Source organism: Streptomyces diversicolor (assembly GCF_057537855.1).
This window is the reverse complement of record NZ_BAAJXA010000005.1, coordinates 183597-205766: the sequence shown is the minus strand read 5'-3', so window position 1 is coordinate 205766 and position 22170 is coordinate 183597. Positions and strand designations below refer to the sequence as shown.

At 71.3% G+C, this 22170-nt stretch carries 13 protein-coding genes; 2 read left to right on the top strand and 11 right to left on the bottom strand.

The features are described 5' to 3' along the window. Positions 1-21 precede the first annotated feature (21 nt). The 8 genes from AC27LF_RS07915 to eccD form a co-directional block, all read right to left on the bottom strand. Positions 22-369, bottom strand: a complete 348-nt coding sequence (locus AC27LF_RS07915) for a hypothetical protein (RefSeq protein WP_479656316.1) — start codon at positions 367-369, stop codon at positions 22-24. 43 nt (positions 370-412) lie between these two features. After that, positions 413-904 carry a YbaB/EbfC family nucleoid-associated protein gene (locus AC27LF_RS07910; protein ID WP_479656317.1) on the bottom strand — a complete coding sequence of 164 codons (492 nt, stop codon included), beginning with the start codon at positions 902-904 and terminating at the stop codon, positions 413-415. 19 nt (positions 905-923) lie between these two features. Beyond that, a complete protein-coding gene (locus AC27LF_RS07905; RefSeq protein WP_479664355.1) occupies positions 924-4550 on the bottom strand; it encodes an AAWKG family protein in 3627 nt (1208 codons plus the stop codon). A 69-nt stretch (positions 4551-4619) separates the two neighbouring features. After that, positions 4620-5111, bottom strand: a complete 492-nt coding sequence (locus AC27LF_RS07900) for a type VII secretion system-associated protein (RefSeq protein ID WP_479656319.1) — start codon at positions 5109-5111, stop codon at positions 4620-4622. A gap of 143 nt (positions 5112-5254) precedes the next feature. Continuing rightward, entirely contained in the window at positions 5255-5575 is a 321-nt protein-coding gene (locus AC27LF_RS07895; RefSeq protein ID WP_479656320.1) for a WXG100 family type VII secretion target, read from the bottom strand. A 61-nt stretch (positions 5576-5636) separates the two neighbouring features. Continuing rightward, a complete protein-coding gene (locus AC27LF_RS07890; RefSeq protein ID WP_479656321.1) occupies positions 5637-6014 on the bottom strand; it encodes a hypothetical protein in 378 nt (125 codons plus the stop codon). 336 nt (positions 6015-6350) lie between these two features. Continuing rightward, positions 6351-7940 carry a type VII secretion protein EccB gene (gene eccB, locus AC27LF_RS07885; protein ID WP_479656322.1) on the bottom strand — a complete coding sequence of 530 codons (1590 nt, stop codon included), beginning with the start codon at positions 7938-7940 and terminating at the stop codon, positions 6351-6353. 171 nt (positions 7941-8111) lie between these two features. Then, positions 8112-9512 carry a type VII secretion integral membrane protein EccD gene (gene eccD, locus AC27LF_RS07880; protein WP_479656323.1) on the bottom strand — a complete coding sequence of 467 codons (1401 nt, stop codon included), beginning with the start codon at positions 9510-9512 and terminating at the stop codon, positions 8112-8114. 563 nt (positions 9513-10075) lie between these two features. Here eccD and eccCa point away from each other — a divergent pair. After that, entirely contained in the window at positions 10076-14122 is a 4047-nt protein-coding gene (gene eccCa / locus AC27LF_RS07875) for a type VII secretion protein EccCa (protein WP_479656324.1), read from the top strand. 332 nt (positions 14123-14454) lie between these two features. Here eccCa and AC27LF_RS07870 read toward each other — a convergent pair whose 3' ends face one another. After that, a complete protein-coding gene (locus tag AC27LF_RS07870) occupies positions 14455-15720 on the bottom strand; it encodes a S8 family serine peptidase (RefSeq protein WP_479656325.1) in 1266 nt (421 codons plus the stop codon). Between the two features lie 231 nt (positions 15721-15951). Here AC27LF_RS07870 and AC27LF_RS07865 point away from each other — a divergent pair, with 231 nt between their 5' ends. Next, positions 15952-19281 carry a right-handed parallel beta-helix repeat-containing protein gene (locus tag AC27LF_RS07865; RefSeq protein WP_479656326.1) on the top strand — a complete coding sequence of 1110 codons (3330 nt, stop codon included), beginning with the start codon at positions 15952-15954 and terminating at the stop codon, positions 19279-19281. A gap of 149 nt (positions 19282-19430) precedes the next feature. Here the strand turns inward: AC27LF_RS07865 and AC27LF_RS07860 are convergent, their stop codons facing one another. Continuing rightward, positions 19431-20423 carry an STM4015 family protein gene (locus tag AC27LF_RS07860; RefSeq protein ID WP_479656327.1) on the bottom strand — a complete coding sequence of 331 codons (993 nt, stop codon included), beginning with the start codon at positions 20421-20423 and terminating at the stop codon, positions 19431-19433. A 211-nt stretch (positions 20424-20634) separates the two neighbouring features. Continuing rightward, positions 20635-21765, bottom strand: a complete 1131-nt coding sequence (locus AC27LF_RS07855) for a hypothetical protein (RefSeq protein WP_479656328.1) — start codon at positions 21763-21765, stop codon at positions 20635-20637. Between the last annotated feature and the right edge of the window lie 405 nt (positions 21766-22170).

Genomic DNA, 22170 nt, shown 5'->3' with positions numbered 1-22170 from the left:
GTTGGGCTTGAGCGTCATGAGCTAGCCTCGTCGGCCGCCGCCGCCGTACTCACCCGACTGCTCGCCGATCGCGTCGAGGATCCCGTCCTGGGTGCCCTTCGTGCTCTCCAGGTTCATCAACGTGGCCTCGCCGGTCCGTTCGAGCGCCTCGCCGAGGGACTGGAGGGTGCCCGTGGTGGAGTCCCGGTTCTCCACGAAGTTGCTGAGGATCTTGTGCCCGTTCTCGTCGTCGCCGGTCCAACTGGTGTCGGCCATGGCGCTCGTGAACTGGGCCAGGATGCTCCAGGCGTACGAGCCCAACTCCGTGATGAGCGCGCTGCCCTGGTGGATGCGCTCGGGATCCACCTCGAAGGAATCCTCGTCACTCACATCTGCCTCCTGGCTCTCGGTCGGAACCCCGCGACGACACCGCTCACCGGCGGCGCTGTGCCCCGCCTGCCGGGCGGACCGCGTCGTCGTCCTCGTCGATCTCGTCGCGCAGCCGGTCGTTCGCCGTCCGCTGCTCCGGTTCCCCGGGCAGCGCGTCGGCCGCGGGCCCGACGAGCCGGTCCCAGTCGATCTCCATGCCGGGCAGCTCGGGCAGCGTCTCACTGGGCCGGGTGAGCGGTTCGAAGAGGTCCCGTACCGCGCGGGCGAAGTGCGAGCGCGCCTCCTGCACCGTGTCCAGCACGGCGTCGGCCAGTTGCGCGGGGGGCATGGACCGGTACTTGCCGTCCAGGAACCGCAGGCCCGCCAACTCGCCCTGCGCGCCGACCGTCACCTCCACCGAACCGTCCTTGGACACCACGGTGGACGAGAACGCGCCCATCCGCCGCTCGGCCTCCGCCACGGCGGCCTGTACGGACTCCAGCTCCGCGTTCGCCTGCGCGAGCCGCTTCTCCAGCCGCTCGATGTGGTCACTCATGGCCGGCCCCACCCTCCTGTCATCGTCCGATCACCGCGGGCGTCGTGCCCTCGTCGGTGCCCCAGACGTCCTCGTCCTCGGCCACCCAGGCCACCCGCTCGCGGTCGCCGCTCTGGGTGGCCCGGCCGCGCTGCGCGGGCGGTGGCACCGCGGGCACGAACGGCGCGCCGGAACGCGTGGTGATCACGTCCTCCTCCACCTCCTCGTCGGGCGTCGCCGCGGCCCGGCGGCCGGCGGCTGCCTGCGAGGACGCCGAACCGCGCCGCATGGCCGCCCTGCTGACCCGGGGCCCGGGACTCGACCGCTCGCGCTCGGTCGGGGACTCGCCGCCGCCGCGCATGCCGCCCATCGGCGGCATCATCGGGCTTCCGCCCCCGCTCCCGGAGCCGCCCGCGCCCAGCGCGCCGGAACCCGCGCCGCCGTGGTCGCCCTGCGTGAACGGGTTGCCTGAGCCGGTCCCGTCGTAGCCGGTGGCCGATCCGGAGTGCGCCGCGGCGGCCGCGTCGTCGTACGCGTAGCCGTCGGAACCCCCGTCGCTCCCGAACCCGTACGAGCGCCCGCCGCCCGACCCGAGGCCCGACGAATTGCCCGAGGTTTCGGGCATGGAGGGGTAGGTGGCGTGCGAACCGGACGACGAGTGCGGCGTGTTGATGTCGATGCGCCCCGAACCGCCGCTCGGGTAGCGGGTGTCGACATGGGATGCGGGGCCGGAACCGCTGCTGGAGTCGTGGGGGTTGCCGACGGTGGTCGATCCGTCCGGCCTGGTGTGGGTGGTCGAGCCGTCCGGGGGCGTCACGGTGGTCCTGCCGTCCGGGGAGGTCACGGTGGTCCTGCCGTCGGGGGACGTCACCGTCGTACTGCCGTCCGGCCCGGTCACGATGGCGCTGCCGTCCGGATACGTCGTGGTGATCCTGCCGCCCGGGTCGGTCACCTGCACGCTCCCGTCCGGCAGCGTCACCTCGGTGCTGCCGTCCGGCGAGGTCACCGTCCTGCCGCCGTCGGGCGAGGTCACGGTCCTGCTGCCGTCGGGGGCAGTCACACTGCCGCTGCCGTCGGGATGGGTAGTGGTGACCCTGCCGCCGGGATCCGTCACCTGCACGCTCCCGTCCGGGAACGTCACCCGCGTGCTGCCGTCCGGCGAGGTCACCGTCCTGCTGCCGTCCGGAGAGGTCACCGTGCTGCTGCCGTCGGGAGCCGTGACGGTGGTGCTGCCGTCCGGCGACGTCACCATGGTGCTGCCGTCCGGGCCCGTCACCGTGACCGTGCCGTCCGAGGACGTGGTCGTACGGCCGCTCGGGCCGTCCACGCTCGTGGAACCGTCCGGGTCCGTGGTGATCTCACCGCTCGGACCCGAGATGGTCGTGTGTCCGTCCGGGGAGGCGGTGATCTCGCCGCTGGGGCCGGAAATGGTCGTCCGGCCGCCCGGGAGGCCGGAGTTCTCGCCGTTCGGGCCCGTCGTCCGCACGGAGCCGTCGGGGGCGGTGACGGTCACGGAGCCGTCCGGCTTGGTGACGGTCACGGTGCCGTCGGGGCCGGTCTCGGTGACTGTTCCGTCCGGTCCTGTGGTCACCTCGGTGCCGTCGGAGTAGGTGGTCGTCTCGCTGCCGTCGGGGTTCTGCACGGTGACGCCGCCGGTGCGCCGGCGGGAGTCGCCCGAGGAGCGGTCCGCCGGCGGCGCGGAGGTCACGAAGCCGCTGGTGGGCCCGAGCGGGACGCCGGACTGGTGGTTGCCGTTCTGGAGTTGGTCGTTGGCGTCGCCGATGATGGAGCGCGCCTGGTTGTTGGCCTCGTCCACGGCCTTGTCGACCTGGTCGTGCGCCGCGTCGATCGCCGACTTGGCGTCGGAGTTCGCCTTGTCGGCCGCGTTGTCGGCCTGGTCGTGCGCGTCCTGGATGGCTTTGTCGGCCTCGGAGTTGGCCTTGTCGACGGCCGCGTTGGCGTCGGCGTTCGACTTGTCGGCCTGGTTGTTGGCCTCCTCGATGGCCGCCTTGGCCTGGTTGTTGGCGTCGTTGGCCGCCTTCTCGGCGTCCGACTTGGCCTTCTCCGCCGCCTCGTTCGCCTTGTCGATGGCCGTGTCGGCCCGGTCGTTGGCGTCGTTGACGGCCTTCTCTGCCTGGTCGTTGGCCTTCTTGATCGCCGCCTCGGCCTCGTCCCTGGCCTTGTCCGCAGCCGCGTTCGCCTTGTCGATCGCGTCCTGAGCGGCCTTGTTCGCCTTGTCGATCGCGTCCTGGGCGCCGTCCTTGCCGCCACTGCCGGAACCGCTTCCGCCCGACCCGCCGAAGAAGTTGGTGACCTCGGGTTCCAGCACCTCGTCGATGACGCGCCGGGCCGCGATGAAGGCGTTGTTGACGCTCGACAGCACCTTGTCGGCCGTGGGAGCCAGGTGCTCCTCGACGCCCTTGTTCCAGGAGTCGACCGCCTTGGTGCCAAGACCGGCCCACGTGGAGACGTCGTTGAGGTTGCCGAGCCCGGGGATGACCTGCTCGGCCTCGGACCTCAGCACGTAGAAGTGCGTCGTCGTCTTCGTGTCGTGCCAGCTGCCGGCGCCGGTGTAGTTGCCCGAGTAGTACGTCGACTTGGTGCCCTCTTTTGTGCCTTCCACGGCGAACCTGGCGTTGTGGTTGTAGGCCCAGGTCTGGGCCGACTCCAGCATCGAGTAGAGGATGCCGTAGGGGCTGCCGAGGCCCGGCAGATACTCCACGGGGTCCTCGCCGGTGCTCAGCGCGGTCCAGTCGGAGTTGGTTCCGGTCTCCCAGTCGGTCCACGCCTGGTACAGGTCACGGATCCCGGTGAACACGGCGTTGCCCGCGCCCAGGATCGCGTCTCCCTGAAGGCTCGACGACGCGTAGTAGTCCCACATCGACTCGTGCTTGGCGGAGAAGCCTTTGGGATGCATCTGGTCGGCGAACCCGCCGTAGTTCTTGTGCAGTCCGTCGATGAGATCGGCGAACACCTCGGCCGCCTTGCCCTTCCAGGCCGCGGTGTCCTCGCCCAGGGACTCCTTCCACTGCTTGAGCGTCTCGGCGTGGTCCATGAAGAACTTGGCCACCCGGTCGTACGCCTGGGCCGTCCTGGTGAAGGACTCGAAGTCCATGGCCCGGGACACGTCCACCGTCACGCCGTTGGACTCGAAGTCGATGTTGTTGTGGCTCGTGATGCCCCGGTAGCCGAGCTGGTACAGCGCGCTCCCCGCGCCCTCGACGTACTGGCCCATGGGGTGTTTCATCCCGACCAGTGAGCTGCTGTCGTACTCGCTCCAGCTGAACGGGCTCAGGTAGTTGAGCTTGACGTCCGCACCGTTCGGACCGACGAAGTCGATGACGACCTTGCGGAGCCTCGGGTAGATCTTCTCCTTGAGCTCGTCCTCGGAGTAGTCGTCGACATCCACCTTGTCCGGGTCCTCCTTGCCCGGCAGGAAGAAGTGGATCACGAAGTCGTGCCCGTCGACGTCCGGTCCCGAGTAGAGCTGGTACGCGCTCTCCGTCATCTCCATGAACTCGCGGTCCTCGATCTTGACCGAGATCAACGGCGCGTTGCCGTTCGGCTCAAGGGCCGTCACGTCCTTGAACATGTCGTGACGGGAGGGCATCTTGTAGCCGGTGAACGACTCGACGGCTCTGGCCCAGTGATCGGATTCGTCGGCCATGGGGGGACTCCCGGAGATGGAACCGGTGGGTGGGCGTGAGAGGTAGAAGACGGAAGGGCAGGGTGGGAGCTACTTGTCGCCGCCCTTGCCTCCCTTGCCGCCCTTGTCACCGCCGGACGAGTCCCCGTGATCACCGCTGTCCGACTCGCCCGAGAAGCCGGTGTCGGACAGGATCTCGGAAAACTTGTCCGCCTCGATGTCGCCGAGGTTGTCGCCCTGTGCCTTGAACAGCTTGTCGACGGTCGTGCGCAGCGCTTCGTCGATCTCGTCGAACGTGTCCTGCTGCCCCACCAGCACGGTGACGACCGCATCGATGTTGGTGGCCAGCGCGTCGGCGAAGGCGGCGCCGGACACGAGGTCGTCGTCGGCGATCAGACCCATCATGATCGGCTTGCCCGCGGAGATTCCGACCACGGTGTCCTTGGTGGTGACGCCGTCCGCCAGGTCCCGCATGGACGGATCGCCCTCAAGGATCTGCTTGAGGTCCCCGATGAACGTCGTGAGGTCCCCGTCGATGAACGACTGGAGGGACGTCTTGTCCAGGTGACTCAGGTCCGCCATGGCTGTTTCCCCTCTTACGGATGTCCCCGGTACCGCGGCGACGGCAGGCCGAGTGTGGGTGCGTGCCGTGTGTCACGTCGTGGTACCGCCTCCGGCCGACGGTGCCCTGCTGCTGCCGGAGGCGGTGGCTCTCACGACACGGCTCACCTGCCGATGGACACCTCGGACCAGAGCTGGCTCAGGTTCTGCTCCGTGTACCGGTAGTTGTCCGAGACATCGGTCAGCAGGTCGGCGTGCGAGTTCAGCAGCTGCTGCATCTTGATGACAGCGTTGTCCCAGGCCGTCTGCTTCTCCTCGTAGACCGACGCGTCGTCACCCCACCAGGTCTGCTTGAGCGCGTTCAGCTCCATCTCCAGGTTGCTCAGGGTGCCTTCGATGGCCCGGGTCTGCTGGACCATGTCGTCGGCGGCGTTGGTGACGGGGTTGTACTCGACGTGGATGTAGCCGTCGTTCAGGTCGGACATGGGCGATCCTCATCTCGTGGGGGTGCCAGTGGGGCGGGACCGGCGGTGACCGCCGCGGGCATCAGACGACGGGGGAGGTGGCGGGCTTGATGGTCCCGGAACTCGACAGGGCGTCGAAGGCTGCTTCGCTCGCGCTGAACGCCTGGTCGATGGCCTCGTTGCCGGAGCCCTGGGCCAGGTTGTGCTGCACCAGGCTCGTGTTGAGCTTGTCGATCATGTCTTCGAGGTTGTTCAGGATGATGACCACCTGGTCGTCCCACAGGTCGAGCAGCCTGCCGTAGGCGCCGCCGTCCGAACCCTGGTAGGACTTCGACAGGTTGTTCTTGGTGCCCTCCACGTCCTGAAGGATGCGCTGGACGCCGCTGTACGCCTGCTCCAGCGCCTGGATCCCGCTACGGGTGGACGATTCCGATGACTGCTGACCGCCGGTCTCGCTCATGTTGCCCCTTCCCTGCTCCACGGCGCCGCCTCCGGCCCACGGCTGGTCGAACCGTCGCCCCGGCCGAACCGCCGTGCGGCGCACGCTGGTTCAGGTACCGACGCAAAGGACCGGAGGAGCTTCATGACTCTTTTCCCGACCGTTTTGATTCGCTGCCAGCCTAAAGAGCGGCAAATTCATGGTGCAACAGTTCTTGGCCCTTGACGCACAAGCATCAATACCACCTCCACCCCCATTCACCTTCCCGTCACCTTCAGGTATCCGATAAGACATTTGAAGGGCCAAATACGCTCTTGTGAGCGGGAGTTGCCGTCATCGCATCCACGGTGACGGGTGTCACCGCGCCTTTTCGGTCCGCTGGGACCTCTCGGGCGATTCCGACTTCCCACCCGGTGCCGGCGATGCGCCCGGCCGCGGTCGGGAGGCTGTGCAGCCCGCGTCCACCGGTGCGCTGCGCGCGTTCGCGGCGACGACCGCGACCGCCGCGTCCGCCGCCGCGAGGTCCGGTCCGGTCGGCAGCATCGACAGCAGCAGTGAGGGCACGGTCCGCACCTGGCCGTCGCTGTAGCCGAGGGCGGAACCGTCGCCGTCCGTCGGCACCCGGTACTTCACCCCGGTGTCCGTGACCAGGTACCGGCTGCCCCCGGCGTCGCCACCGGCGGCGCTGCTTCCCCGGACCAGTGCGCCACCGCCGGGCTCGACCACGACCCCGTCAACGGCCAGGCAAGCGGCGGCCGTCGGGACAGCGGGCCGCTGGGCGAGCGGGGTCAGCGCGCTCCGGGCCACCACCGCGACGCCGACCCGCACCCCGGTTCCGGCCGCGGTGCCGGGCGTCACGGCCGCACAGACCCCCTGGTCCTCCCCGACCGTCGCGAGGGCGGGCGGCGACTTCGGCAGTGCCTCGGCGGAGCCGGCCGCCGAGCCGGTACCCGCGCCGCCGGCCGCCAAGTGGCCCTTGAGAGCGCCCGCTTCCAGCTGTCGTGCGCTCGCGGGGCCGCCGCCGTACGCGTCCTTGGCGGTGTCCGGATCGCCGAGCTGCAACGCCGCCTGGGTGTTCGTCAGCGGCACCAGGCCCTCGTTGCGCAGCAGGTAGTACTGGGCCCGCGCCGATCCCGGCACGCTGGTGCGGAAGACCTGACCGATCCGGGTGTCGAGCCCGCCCAGAGATGGTCCGGCCTTGCCACGGCCCGGCACGTCCAGCGGGGCCAGGTCGGGACCGGCCGGCAGGGCGTCGATGAACGCGGCGGACACCTCGCGGGGTTCGGCGGATCCGTAGCCGAGGCCCTCCAGGGCACTGCTGCCGGTGTCGATCCGCAGTCTCCTGCCCTGCCACACCAGATGACGGTTCCCGGACGGGTCGGCCACCAGCAGCGCACTGCCGGAGGGCAGCGGGCGTTCGGTGGCGGTGGAGGCCACGGAGAGCACGGTGGCATCCGTGCCCGCGCCGCCTTCGGGCGCCGAACACACCAGCCAGGGGCGGGAGTCGGCGAGCGCTCCGGCGTCCGGCAGTACGTCCGGTGCGCCGCTGATGCCGACGGCGGCGCCACGCGGGGTGTGCCGCAGCGACTCGGTGCCGACCGCCGTGGTGGACATCCCGCCGCCGCTCGCACCGGCGAGCAGCATCGCGGACGCGTAGTTCAGCACGGGGCGCAGCTCGCCGTCCTGGTAGAAGTAGCGGGCGCCGGTGTCCTTGTCCACGATCAAGGTCCCCGGGACCCGCCAGGAGTTGGTGGTGGACGGGGATATCAGGCCGTAGACGAAGGCGCCGGCCGACACCAGCAGCGCGACGACGATGCCGATCGCCAGGCCCCGGTTGGTGCGGCCGACGGGGCTCTCCGGCGCGTCCAGATCGGTGCGCAGCAGCCCCGAGGTCAGCCGCCCCATGACGAACATGTGCGCCTGGACCTGGTCGCGTCTGTTCTGCACGTCTTGCTCCCTGGAGGTGTCGGGCTCAGGAGGTGGGCGGCTCGGAGTTCAACGCAGCTTCAGGAGCCGGGCGTTCGGAAGTCAGCGGTGAACACCCGGCGTCGAGGTCTCGGACGTCCGCGGTCAGCCGTGAACACTCGGCGTCGAGATCTCGGAGGTCCACGAAGGGCGTCACAGGTCCAGCGCCCGCAGGAACCCGTACACGCCGAGGATCCACAGGGCCAGCGGCAGCAGGCTGATCGCCGCGGCCGAGTGCAGCAGTTCGGCGGCCCGGCCCCAGTACGGCACCAGCCGCCGCCCCGGCACCGTCCAGGACGCGATGGCGCACGCCGTCGCCGTGGCGAACAGCCCGACGAGCAGGGCCGGTCGGGAGCCGGGCGAGATCGCCAGGGCCGCGGACACCACCAGGCCGGCCACGCCGAGCACGCCGGGGCCGATCAGCGCGAGCCGCTGCCAGGAACTGCCCATGCCGCGGCCGTGCAGCAGCAGGAGCAGCGAAAGCCCGGCGGCCATGCAACCGCCGGGCCAGCCGAACGGCCGGACCAGCGCGGCGATACAGGCCACACTGAGCAGCCCGGCGGACGCGAACAGCGCGGTCATCCACACGTCGGCGACCGCCGTGCGGGCGGCCACATCGGCACTGGGGTGCGGGTCGATCCCCTGCTGGAGCTGCTGGGCGTTGGTCGGCAGCGGCGGGGTACGCAGACCCGAGAGCCGGAAGGACAGCGCGGGCGTGAAAGCCCCGAACAACACGGTGACCAGGGCGGTCACCCCGGCCGCCTGTTGCGGCGTCAGGTCGAACAGGACCAGCAGCAGCCCGCCGAGCGCACCGCCCGCCGCGATCGCGGCCGTGGCCAGGAACAGCGGGGTGAAGGCCGCCACCACGGCGAGCGCCAGCACCGCGCCGCCCGCCGCTGCGGCGGACGCGGCCAGCAGCCGGGCGCCGAGTACCTGGTCGGCCTGGTCGCCCTCGAAGGTGCCGCCGGGCAGCAGCCAGCCCGCGTGCGTCCAGTACACGGTGGCCATCACGCCCAGCGCGGCGCCGGCGCCCGCGTCGCCGACGGCCCGGCTCGCCGAGGCAGCGCCTGCCAGCATCAGCAGGCCGCCGGCGAACAGGATGCCGACGCGCAGCGCGAAGTCCATGCCCGGCAGGGCGAGCAGGACCGAGCCGGCGGCCAGCGCGGTCACCGTGAGGCCGATCAGCACCCGCCGGCTCACCGTCGGGGTCCAGGCGAACGGGCGGCGTTCCATGGTCGTGGCGATGCCGTCGACCAGGTCGTCGAAGTGCGGCTCGGGCAGTGCGTCGGCGCGTGGCCTCAGGTGCAGGGTCTCGCCGTCGCGGACCCCCGCCTCGTCGAGGGTCGCCTCCTCGTCGAGGGGCGCACCGCCCAGGCGTTGGAGCACCCAGCCGCCGTGTTCCAGGCCGGCCTCCTGGGTGTCTTCGCCTGCGTAGTCGAGCAGCGCGGGCAGCAGATCGGCCACCGGTACGTCACCGGGTACGGCCAGGTCCATGGATTTCTCGGGTGCTCGCACCGTGATCCGGCACAGATGTGCCACCGTGCTGTCGGTCAAGGCTCGCTCGTCTCTCCGAATTGTGGGCAAGGGGCCTTCGGGCAATGAGGATGGAAGAAACCTTGTGGCAGTGGGGGTGCCGGGACCGACGCGCGACATCGGCGTCTGGAATCGGACGGCTGTACCCTACAAAATCATTTCCGGCCCCGCCCGGGGTGGCCCATCCCAGGACATCCGCTCCGCGGAATCCACCCCGGAAGAACCCCGCCACCGAACGCCCCCTTACGAGTTCCCCAACGGAGGCCCTTTACAGTTCCGGTGCACCCGCCCCGCCCCACCCGGAGGCCCACACCGCCCGGTCACCCTTCCACCCACCGCCCACACAGCCGACCCGACCACGCCACCCGGCGAACGACACGGCACTCAGCTCACACCAGGCAAACCCCACCGCATGCGGAGGCCCCGCCCACCCGAGCACTCCGCCCGTCCCCCTCCAACCTCTCAGCCAAACCGCCCACTTGACCGCCCCGACCAGCCGACCGCACCGTCCGTGCGACCGTTCCGCTCTGTTCGATCGTTTCGACCGGCCCGCCGTTTGATTTCGCCGCCGAGGAGGCTGTCCCTTGAGTGTGGTTCTCTTCCGCCGTCCGGCCCGTCGCAGGGCCCCGGACCTGCCCGAGGGAGAGCTGAGCCTCCAGGAGCCGCCCACCCTGCCGGAGATCGTGCCGGACACCTCCGCGGTGTGGAACTACCTGCCCATGGGCATGATGTCGGCCTCGATGATGCTGCTGTTCATCCGCATGGGCACCGGCAGCTCGACCCTCGGCTACACCGCCCTGGCCCTGATGGTGACCGCCTCCGGCCTGATGATCCTCGGCCAGGTGATGCGCAAGGCCGGCGACCGCAAACGCCGGCTCAAGGGCGAACGCCGCGACTACCTGCGCTACCTCCGGCAGACCCGGACCCAGGTCCGCGGGGCGTTCGTGCAGCAGCAGTACGCCCTGTCCTGGCGGCACCCCGAACCCGCCGCGCTGTCGTCGCTGGCCCGCACCTCCCGGCTGTGGGAACGCAGGCCCGGCCACGACGACTTCGGCGAGGCCCGGCTCGCGGTGGGCGGGCAGCGGCTGGGACTGCGCCTGGCGCCGATGTCCACCAAGCCCGTAGAGGACCTGGAACCGCTGTCCGCGCACGCCCTGCGCAGCTTCATACGGGCCTACGCGACCGTCCCCGACCAGCCCATCGCGCTGTCCCTGCGGGCCTGGTCACGGGTGCTGTTCCGGGGCGACGAGGACCGTATCCGGGGCGCCGTCAGGGCCCTGGTGGCGCAGCTCGCCGTGTTCCACTCACCCGACGACCTGTGGCTGGCCTTCTGCGTGTCCGAGGACCGGCGCGCGGACTGGGACTGGGTGAAGTGGCTGCCGCACGCCCTGCACGCCGAGGAGCAGGACGGCGCCGGTCCGGTGCGGCTGGTGGTGTCCACCATGACCGGCCTTGAGGACCTGCTGGGCGCGGAGTTCCAGGAGCGGCCGCCGTTCGACCCGGAGGCCGTGCCCGGCCGGGAGGAGCCGTTCACGGTGATCGTGGTGGACCAGGGGAGCGTGCCGAGCGGCCACCGGTTCGACGGCGCCGGGTTCCGCAACGCCGTCGTACTGGACCTGTCCGGGGAGCTGACCTGGCGTCCCGGACGCTCCACGCTGCGCCTGGAGTTCAGCGAGGACGAGGCCGGGGCCGTGCGGCGGAACCGGACCGCCGGCACCGTCTCGCTGGTGCGCACCGACCGCAACCGCCAGGAGCAGCACACGCTGCTCGGCCGTCCCGACCGGCTCGGACCGGCCATGGCGCGGGCGGTGGCGATGCGGCTGTCCCCGTACCGCATGGCGTTCGGCAGTGACGCCGCCGAACCGATGTCCGCGGACATCGAGTTGACGTCGCTGCTCGGCCTCACGGACCTGCACCGCTTCGACCCGCGGGAGCTGTGGGCGCGCCGCGCCGGTTCGGACCGGCTGCGGGTGCCCATCGGCATCAGCGCCGAGGGCAGCCCGGTGGAGCTGGACATCAAGGAGGCCGCGCAGGGCGGTATGGGCCCGCACGGCATGCTGATCGGCGCGACCGGTTCCGGCAAGAGCGAGACGCTGCGCACCCTGGTGCTGGCCCTCGCGCTCACCCACTCCTCGGACACCCTCAATTTCGTCCTGGTGGACTTCAAGGGCGGCGCCACCTTCCTCGGCCTTGACGAACTCCCGCACACCTCCGCGGTGATCACCAACCTGGCCGACGAGGTCGCGCTCGTCTCCCGCATGCAGGACGCCCTGCACGGCGAGCTGATACGGCGTCAGGAGCTGCTGCGCGCCGCCGGCAACTACACCTCGGCCCTGGAGTACGAGCGGGCGCGGGCCGCGGGCACCCCGCTCCAGCCGCTGCCCAGCCTGTTCGTCATCGTCGACGAGTTCAGCGAACTCCTCGCAGCGCACCGGGAGTTCATGGAGCTGTTCGTGATGATCGGCCGGCTCGGGCGCAGCCTCGGCGTGCATCTGCTGCTGGCCTCGCAGCGGCTGGACGAGGGCCGGATGCACCAGTTGGAGAGCCATCTGTCCTACCGCATCGGCCTGCGCACCTTCTCCGCCATGGAGAGCCGGGGTGTGCTGGGCGTGCCGGACGCCTACCATCTGCCGCCGCAGCCCGGCAGCGGCTATCTGAAGAGCGGTGTGGAGGAGCTGACCCGGTTCCGTGCCGCGTACGTATCCGGGCCCTACGAGCACCGCAGCGGGCCGGTGGCACAGGCGCGGGCGGCCGGCCAGGTCGTCCCCTGGACGACGGACTGGATCGCACCGCGCCCGGCACCGGACACGCCGGACCATCCGGAGCTGCCGGACGCACCGGACGTACCGGACGGGAACGCCGTGCCGGACGAGGAGGAGCAGCCCGGCGCCGGGCAGACGCTGCTGGCGGTCGCCCTGGACCGGCTGCGCGGCTCCGGACCGCCCGCCCACCAGGTGTGGCTGCCGCCGCTGGACGCCTCGCCGTCCCTCGACCAGATCCTCCCGCCGCTGGCGCCGCACCCCGAGCACGGCCTGACCACGGTGGGCTGGCCGGGCCGCGGCCGTCTCTCGGTGCCCGTCGGGATCGTCGACCGCCCCTTCGACCAGGTACGGGACCTGCTGACGGTCGATCTGTCCGGCGCCGGCGGCCATGTGGCCGTCGCGGGCGGCCCGCAGAGCGGCAAGAGCACCGTCGTACGGACCCTGATATCGGCGCTTGCCCTCACCCACACCCCGCGTGAAGTGCAGTTCTACTGCCTGGACTTCGGCGGCGGATCACTGGCCGGGCTGGTCGGACTGCCGCACGTCGGCTCGGTGGCCGCCCGGGTCGACACCGAGCGGATCGGGCGGACCGTCGCCGAGGTCACCGCCATCCTGGAGGACCGCGAACGGCTCTTCCTCCAGCACGGCATCGCCTCGATGCCCGAGTACCGCGCCCGCCGGGCGGCCGGCGAGTTCGCCGACCAGCCGCACGGCGACGTGTTCGTGGTCGTGGACGGCTGGTCCACCGTCCGCCAGGACCACCAGGACCTGATCCAGACGTTCACCCGGATCGCCGCCCGCGGTCTCAACTACGGCATCCACCTGATCGTCACCACCGCCCGCTGGGTGGAGCTGGCCGCCGCCGTACGCGACCAGTCGGGCACCCGCATCGAGTTGCGGATGGGCGACCCCATCGAGTCCATGGTGGACACCCGCCGGGCCAGGACGGTGCCCGCCGCCCCGGGACGCGGCCTGACCGTCGACGGCAAACTGCACTTCCTGTCGGCGCTGCCGCGGATCGACGGCGTGGAGAGCGCCGACGACCTCGCGGCCGGCGCGTCCGCCCTGATCCTGGACATCAAGGAGCACTGGACGGGTCCGCGGGCGCCCGAGGTGCGGCTGCTGCCGCAGCTGCTGGCCGCCGGCGAACTCCCGGCCCCGCAGACCACCGCGGAGGGCGGGCTGCGCGTCGCGCTGGGCGTGGAGGAGGACAAACTCGCCCCCGCCTGGCACGACTTCTCCGTCACCCCGCATCTGCTCGTCGTCGGCGACACCGAGAGCGGCAAGACCAATCTGCTGCGGCTCGTCGCCCGCGCCATCACCGAGCGGTACACGCCGGAGGAGGCCCGGGTGCTGGTCGTGGACTACCGCCGTGACCTGGTGGAGGCGGTCCCGCAGGAGTACCGGCTGGGGCACGCCGTATCCATCGACGCGCTGCGCGAGCTGGTCAGCGGCGCGGCACGGGCGATCCGGCTCCGGGTGCCGGGGCCGGACATCACCCCGGACCGGATGCGGCGGTGCGACTGGTGGACGGGGCCGCGGCTGTTCGTCCTCGCCGACGACTACGACATGATCGGCGCGGGGCCCGGCAACAACCCCTTCATGCCGCTGCTCGACCATCTCGCGCTGGGCTACGAGGTCGGACTGCACATGGTCGTCGCCCGCTCCGCGTCCGGCGCAGGGCGCGGCCTCCAGGAGGCCCTGCTGCGCCGCCTCCAGGAGGTCAACTCGCCCGGTCTGCTGCTGTCCTGCCCGCCCACCGAGGGGTATCTGTTCGGGAACATCAAGCCCCGTATCCTGCCGCGCGGGCGCGCCATGCGGGTGGCCCGCCGGGCCATGACGCTGGTCCAGACGGCCCAGACCGACTAGTACGCCGCGCTGGCTTGGCCGTATCGGGCCGTCGTTCATCCGCGGCGCCGTCGTGGTTGCTCGCGCAGTTCCCCGCGCCCCTTGCGGGGCGCACCCCCGTGAGCGCTCGCGGACGAAGCCGGCCCTGCCACCGCCCAGCAACACCCACCGCCGTACGCAACCGCAGGCCCGTCGTGGTTGCTCGCGCAGTTCCCCGCGCCCCTGCGGGGCGCGACCGCTGACCGGGCCGCATAGCTGCGGGCAGGCGTGCCGCTGGGGCGGCACGGGTGGGCGCAGCGGCACCCGCAGACACGGGCAAGCAACAGCCACCGCCGTACGCAACCGCAGGTGCGTCAGGGGGGTGGGCGCCAGCCTCGGGCTTGGCCGCGGGGGATCACTGTCGCCGCCGCGGCCACCAGCAGGACCAGGATCGCCATGGCACCGGCGGACAGGAGTGCCCGGTCACGGGGGGCGGTGGACACTTCGGGCAGGTGCAGCGGGGCCGTGCTCGGCGGGGCCGCGGGTGGGCCGGAGCCGGGCGGGACCATGGAGACCGCCGCGTACGGGTCGAGCCGGGGCGCGCCCCCGGTCGGGGCGGCGGATGCGGTCAGCCGCTCGGCGGTCTCGGCGGCGGTCAGGTCGGGGTGGTAGGCGCGCACCAGGGCCGCGGCCCCGGCGGCGAACGCGGCGGCCGTGGAGGAACCCGCGGCGATGTAGTGCCCGGAGCCGCGCGGCCCGATGCCGACCACCGGGCCGCCGGGGGCGGCGAGGTCCGCCCCGGCGAGACCGGCGGCGCTGTCCAGCGGGGCGCCGTCGGCCGTCACGCCGACCACCGACAGGGCGCCGGGCGCGGACGCCGGCCAGTACCGCGCGGCGCCCTCGCCGTCCCGGGGCTCGATGTCGGGCGCCGCGGCGGCGACGACGAGGACCTGGTGATCGGTGGCGTACCGGACGGCGGCCGTCAGTTCGGCCTGGCCGGTGGTCAACGCCGCGGACACGGTGACGACTTGGGCGCCGTTGTCGACGGACGCGCGGATGCCCTCGGCAACCCGCTCGGCGTCGGCGTCGCCCCGCTCGTCGGTGCCGCGCACGGCGAGCACCCGGGCGCCCGGTGCCACTCCGTGGATGTCGGTGCCATCGGTCTGCGCGGCGGCGACGAGGCCGGCGACGAGGGTGCCGTGCCCCACGCAGTCGTCGGCGGCGTCCCCGACGGCGGTGACCCGCCCGGACAGCGCCGCCGCCTTGCCCGACACCCCGGTGTCCACCACCGCCACGGTGATGCCGGTGCCTCGGGACAGCTGCCATGCGTGGGGCAGCGACAGACTCCGCTGGGCCCAGGTCGCGGCCTGCGCCGTACGGTTCGAGGCGGCGGTGCAGGGGTCGTCGTCGCCGAGGGTGAGCGGGATCGTCGGCAGGCTCGTCCGGCCGGTGCCGCCGCCCGCGGACGCCGCGGACGAGGGGCCGGGAGAGGGGGAGGCGGCCATGGCGGGCGCCGGGGCGTACAGGGCGCACGCCGCCGTCGCCGCCAGCGCCCCCAGCCCCGCGGACAGCCTGAAGTGGAAGCGGGGGCAGGGGGGTTGGGGAAGCCGTGGGGACCGGAGAAACCGGGGTTGCCTCATGAGGCGCATGATAAGGGGACGCCCCCGGCGCGCCCGGGCTGACGTTCGAACGGGCATGATGATCCCAGCACCACGACCCGCACCGCCCCCGGGGAGGATCCGCCGCGGTCCCGGCGACGCCCTGCCGCCGCCTGCTGTTCACCGCCCGGTCCTACAGTCTGTTTACTTGTCCCCTGTCGCCCCACCTGACCGCCGTCGCCCTGACGTCGCTGACGAGGAGGAGATTCGAGCGTGGCACGCCAGCTGCTCTCGGTCGGTCCCGAAAGGCCCGATGGGCCGGACAGCTTCCGAACGATAAGCGAAGCCCTGGCTAAGGCCCGTACGGGCGCGGTGATCAGCGTCCTGCCGGGGCGGTACGAGGAGAACCTGCGGATCTCCCGGCGGGTCACCATCGTCGCCGAAGGCTCGCGCGGCAGCGTGGAGATCGCGCCCCGCTCCGGCTCCGCCGTGACCCTGGCGGCCGACGCCGTGATGCTCACCGATCTGGTGCTGCGCGGCCCGGACGGCGACGACGTCCCGGTCGTGGACGCCTTCCAGGGCCAGGTCGCCCTCGACGGATGCGACATCGCCGGCACCGGCTGGACCGCGGTGCTCAGCCGCAACACCGGCTCGCTGGCCATGCGCGGCTGCCGGATCACCAACCCGGAGGGCGCCGGCGTCGTCGACACCTCGTCCGAGGAGAGCGTCGTCGCCGACTGCGTACTGGAGAACCTCGGCAGCTCCGCCGTCGTCATCAGCGAGAACGCCCGCACCACCGTACGGGGCTGCACGATGCGGGACACCCGCGGCAATGGCGTCCTCGCCAACGGCCAGGCCCGCGGAGCGGTCGAGGACTGCGACATCTCCGCCACCGACAAGCCCGGTATCGCGCTGGAGCAGCACAGCGCCACCCGGGTGCTCCGTACCCGGGTGCACGACCTCGCGATCGGCGCCCTGGTGACCAGCGCCTTTCGCCCGGAACTGACCGAACTCGACGTCCTGGCCACCGCCGAGCACGGCATCCTGGTCTCCTCGGGCGCCGAACCCGTGCTGCGGCACTGCCGGGTGAGCCGTACCAAGGGCAGCGGCCTGGCCGTCACCGGGCGGGCCCGGGGGACGTACGAGGACTGCGCGTTCACCGACTGCGCGGGACCCGCCGTGCTGGCCACCGAGAGCGCGGCGCCGATGCTGACCCGGACCGTGGTACGGGACTGCTCGGCGGCGTCCGCGGTGCTGCTGACCGGGGAGTCGGCGGCCGAGTTCGACCGGCTTGAGGTGACGTCGGCCGCCGGTGTCGGCATCTCCGTGTTCTCCGGGGCCAACCCGCTGATCCGGCGGGCCCGCGTGGTGGCGGCCGGCGGCCACGGCGTGGAGGTCGTCAAGGGGGGACGCGGCCGGCTGGAGGACTGCGTGGTCGAGAAGGCGGGCGGCGCCGCCCTGCGGGTCGCCGACGACGGCCGCCCGCACCTCGGCAACAGCAGTCTGTCGGACGCCGCGGGGCCCGGTGTCCTCGTCGCCCGGGGTGGCCTGGCCGATCTCCGCGACACCGTCGTGGACGGCAGCGCGGCGGAGGGCGTCCGGGTCGAGGAAGGCGGCGAGGTGTCCCTCGTCCGCAACCGGATCACCTCCTCCGGGTCGCACGGCGTGCTGCTGGCCGCCGGGGCGCGGGCCGCGCTGGGCGACTGCGAGGTCTCCAGCGGTCAGGCCGACGGCATCCGGGTCGAGACCACCGAACGGGTCTCCGTGCGTGACTGCACGGTCAGCGACAACCGGGGCGCCGGGCTGCGGCAGACCGCACGGGACGGCATGCTCACCGTGGACCGGCTGTCCAGTGTGGCGAACGGCGCCCGGGACGCCTGGGACGGCGCACCGCCACCGGCCCCCGCGGACCCCGCGGACCCTGCCGGTCCGGCCGTCAAGGACGACGGGCCCGCCGAACCGCAGGGCCCCGTCGAGGAGTTGGAGGCCCTGGTCGGGCTGGAAGGGGTCAAGCACCAGGTCAAGAGCCTGGTCAATCTGACCCGGCTGGCCCAGCGCCGGGCCAGCCTCGGCATGCCGGCCCCGCCGATGAGCAGGCACCTGATCTTCGCGGGCGCCCCCGGCACCGGCAAGACCACGGTCGCCCGCCTGTACGGCTCGATCCTGGCCGAGTTGGGCGGGCTGCGCTCCGGCCACCTCGTGGAGGTCTCCCGGGCCGACCTCGTCGCCCAGGTCGTCGGCGGTACGGCGATCAAGACCACCGAGACGTTCAACCGGGCGCTCGGCGGCGTGCTGTTCATCGACGAGGCGTACACGTTGGCCTCCGACAGCAAGAACTCCGGTGCCGACTTCGGCCGTGAGGCCGTGGACACCCTGGTCAAGCTGATGGAGGACCACCGCGACGACGTGGTGGTGATCGCGGCCGGCTACTCCAAGGAGATGGACTCCTTCCTCGCCGTCAACCCCGGCCTTGCCTCCCGTTTCGCGCGCACCATCGAGTTCGTCAACTACACGGTCGACGAGCTGGTGACCATCGTGGAGAGCCTGTGCGAGCGGCACCGTTACGAACTCGCCCCCGACACCAGGGACGCGCTCGCCACGCACTTCGCCGACATGCACCGGGGCCCCAACTTCGGCAACGGCCGGGTGGCCCGGCAGGTGTTCGAGGAGATGGTGGACCGGCAGGCGTTCCGGCTGGCCTCGCTCCCGGAGGCCGGGGAACAGGATCTGACGGTGCTGCTGCCCGAGGACGTCGGCGAGGCCGCGGCAGCCGCCGTCAGGGCCGCCTCGTCCGGCCATCGGGCCACCTCACCGCTGGACGAACTCAACGCGATGGTCGGCCTCGACACCGTCAAGCACGAGGTCACCGACATGATCAACCTGCTGTCGGCGTCCCGGCAACGGCAGGCCGCCGGGCTGCCCGCCTCCCGTATCAACCGGCATCTGGTGTTCGCGGGACCGCCCGGCACCGGCAAGACCACGGTGGCCCGGCTGTACGGGAAGCTGCTGCGCTCGCTGGACGTGCTGCCCCGCGGCCAACTCGTCGAGGTGGCCCGCGCCGACCTCGTCGGACGCTATGTGGGGCACACCGCCCAGCTCACCCAGGAGGTCTTCGAAAAGGCGCTCGGCGGCGTGCTGTTCATCGACGAGGCGTACACCCTCACGCCGCCCGGGTCGCCCGCGGACTTCGGGCGGGAGGCCGTGGACACGCTGCTGAAGCTGATGGAGGACCACCGCGAGGACGTCGTGGTGATCGTGGCCGGCTACACCGACGAGATGCACCGCTTCCTGGCCTCCAACCCCGGTCTGGCCTCCCGTTTCTCACGGCACGTCGAGTTCCCCGACTACAGCTCGGAGGAACTGGTCACCATCGTCCAGCAGCACGCCGCCGCCTCCGGCTTCGAGTGCGCCCCCGACGTCCCGCAGGCCCTGCTCGCGTTCTTCGAGGCCCAGCCCAGGGACCGCTCCTTCGGCAACGCACGGCTGGCCCGCCAGACCGTCGAACAGATGGCCACCCGCCAGGCCCGCCGCCTGGCCGCGATGACCTCCCCCACCATGCCCCAACTCCAAACCCTCCTGGTGGAAGACCTGCCCACCCCGTAGCCGCCCACTCGCGGGGCCGCGGGCAGCCGGTCGGTTGTTCATGACGACCGTTCCCCGGAAGTGTGCAGGAGCACTCGAATCAACGGGACGGCCCTTGGATTTCGTGCCGGCGGGTCGACATCGGCGGCCCTGGCGACGTCGGAGAGGGTTCAGTAGCTGAGCGGTCCCACAGATATGTGCCGCAGGACGGTGCCGTCGTCCTCTTCGCTGGACTCTGCGTCGGCCGAGTCGAGGTCCACCTCGACACCCGCGGGTTCGAGCGCCTGGCGTATGCGCCGCCGAAGGGGCTCGCTGAGATAGTTGTGGTGCAGGTCCAGCTTCTTGAGGTGGGTCAACTGCGGGCCGTCGAGGAGGGCGGCGGCGCCGTCGTCGCCCAGGGTGCCCATGGACAGGTCGAGCACTTCCAGCCGCGCGACCACCGGGGCCGTCGCCACCGCGACGGCGACCTCGTCCTGGATGTCGCTGTTGCGCAGGGCCAGATGCCGCAGGCGGGGCAACCGGGCACCGGACAGAATCGGCTCCAGGTCGGCCGCCGCGCAGTCCGCACCGTCGTCCGAGCCGCCCAGCCACAGTTCAAGGTGCTCCAGCGCGGGCAGTTCGCTCGCCCCCACCCCGCGTACGACGTCAGCCGGCAGACCGCTGCTTTGCACGGTCAGCCTGCGGAGCGCGTCATGACGCAGGGCGGGAAACCTCAGTCTCAGGGTTTCTCCCATGCTGGTGCCCTCTCCCGCACGCACATGGAATTCCTCCAGTGCGGGAAAGCCCGCCAACAGCGGTGTGACGTCGGTCTGGCTGATGCGGGAGAGCTTGCACTCCTCGTCCGTGATGTCCCCGAGGAATACGGACCGCAGCGCGGGCAGCCGGTCGCGTACGGCCAGCAGCGCTTCGACGACCTCGGAGGGATCGGTGTCTTCCGGGTCCTCCCAGCAGCCGATGATCAGGGCACGGACCCGTGTGATGTCGACTTCGGCACAGAAGCGGGCGAAGGCGTCCTCCCATGTCTCCGTGGCTTCCCACCTCTTGTGGCCGATCCGCCAGGCCACGGCGTCGGGCTGAGTCGGCCTTGCCGTCTCACCGGGCCCGGGGAAGGTGAGAGCGGGGAGACCGTACAGCTCCTCAAGATGGTGGTCTTGGGTTCTCATTCGTGCTGCTCCTGCGATACGACGGGTCACGGGGGATGCGCGGTAGTTCTACCAACGGCGTCTGACAACAGGCGGGTTGGGCCGGTGACGGTCCATCGGCTTCGAGGGGAGCATGGACGGCTCCGGACAGCGCGGCGGAGGAACCGACGCGGCGCCGGCCCATCCCCGTCACACGATGGCGAAGGCTCAGGCGGGGCGCCTCGTCGCGGCGTCATGACGGCAGCAGCAGGACCTCGGCGGCTCTGTCCGGGAAGTCGGTGAGGTAGATCCGCCACTCGTGGCGGCAGTCGTCGCAGAGCTCCACACCCCCGAACTTGCCGGATCCTTCGGCTGCGTAGGAATCCCGGTAGCGGCATCGATCGCAAGGGGGCGTGCGGGAGTTCTCCAGCATGGCGCGGAACCCGGGGAACAGGATGCGCTCCTCCTGGGCGATCACGTCCGCATAGCGCGGGCCTTGGGTGTTGTCCCGTGCGTCGTTGCGATACCAGAGCTTGTAGTTCTGTCGCGTCTGGTGCACGACGCGTTCGGTCTCCGGCAGGCCGATGGTGAGGCCGTCATCGGTGAAGCGGTAGCGCCGCATCATCATGTGGATCGGACCGCCGAACGGGCGCAGGAAGTTGATGGCCACCCGGAATCTCGGCTCGTGCGCCGTCGTCGCGTCGAGCGCCCAAAGAAGCTCCCGGTACCGGCGGAAGCAGTCGTCGCGCAGTTCGACACCGGCGTAGGCGAACGTGTTGTTGGTTTCTCCTTCGGCTCGGTGCTTGTAGTAGGCAACCGCGTCGTAGAGGGTGTCGCCGAGGCCCGCGAGGACACGGAACTCGTCCTCGCTGAACCATGCGTCGCGCAGGCCGTTGCAGGCGAGCGCTCCGGCGATGGTGAACCGCGCCAGAGCGTCGCAGTCACGTATCCGGATCCAGTCGCGCGGAGACCGGGCCGCTGCGTGCGCGTAGCGGCGGAACAGCTCCGATCCGTGTCTGCCGCTCGACTTCTCCGCGCTGATGAGCAGGTTGGCCCGGCACTCACGGGCCATGTCCCGGTGGCCGGGGGTGCCGGAGAAGAGGGTGTCGAGGAGTTCGTCGAGGTCGTAGCCGAGCAGGTGATCGCCGGCGGTGACGTCGACGAGGGAGCCGCGGACTTCCGCGAGGGTGGCGACGGCGATGATCCGGACCAGGGCGAGGTAGCGGTCCCAGTCGGTGAATTCCGGCACGATGCAGCGGACGTACTCCCAGGCACAGGCAAGCGTCTCGTCCGCCATCTCCTGCGGCAGCCCGGTATTCCTGAGGTCGTTCTTGAGTTCGGGCGGATAGAACCAGGTGTCGGGGGACTGTGCCCGCTGCGTCATGTCGGTGATCCTGGAGTACTGGCGAGGCACCGGTCGGTGATGCCCACGGAGGCAGGCGTCACGTGCCGCGATTCAGAAGGCATTCGATCCGAGTGGATTTCCCGAGCCGGCCGCTCCGTCGACCTGCGGTATCTCGCCACCGGAGTCAGGGGAGGGCTGACGAGCTGTGAATGAAGCCGGCGCCCCCATGGAGGCGAACCGCCGTCTCGCCGAGGAAGGACCGGCTGTGGATCGTGGCGGAGGCACGTGCTTCATCTGGTGGTCCTCGTGGTGGTGGCTGGTCAGGCCAGGTATGTGCCGGGCGCCGAGCAGGCCGGGCGGCTGGTACCCGTCGCAGCCTAGGCAGGGGTGCGCCGCACACGCTTGAACCACAGCGTCATCCGTGTGGAATATGCGCGCCACTGG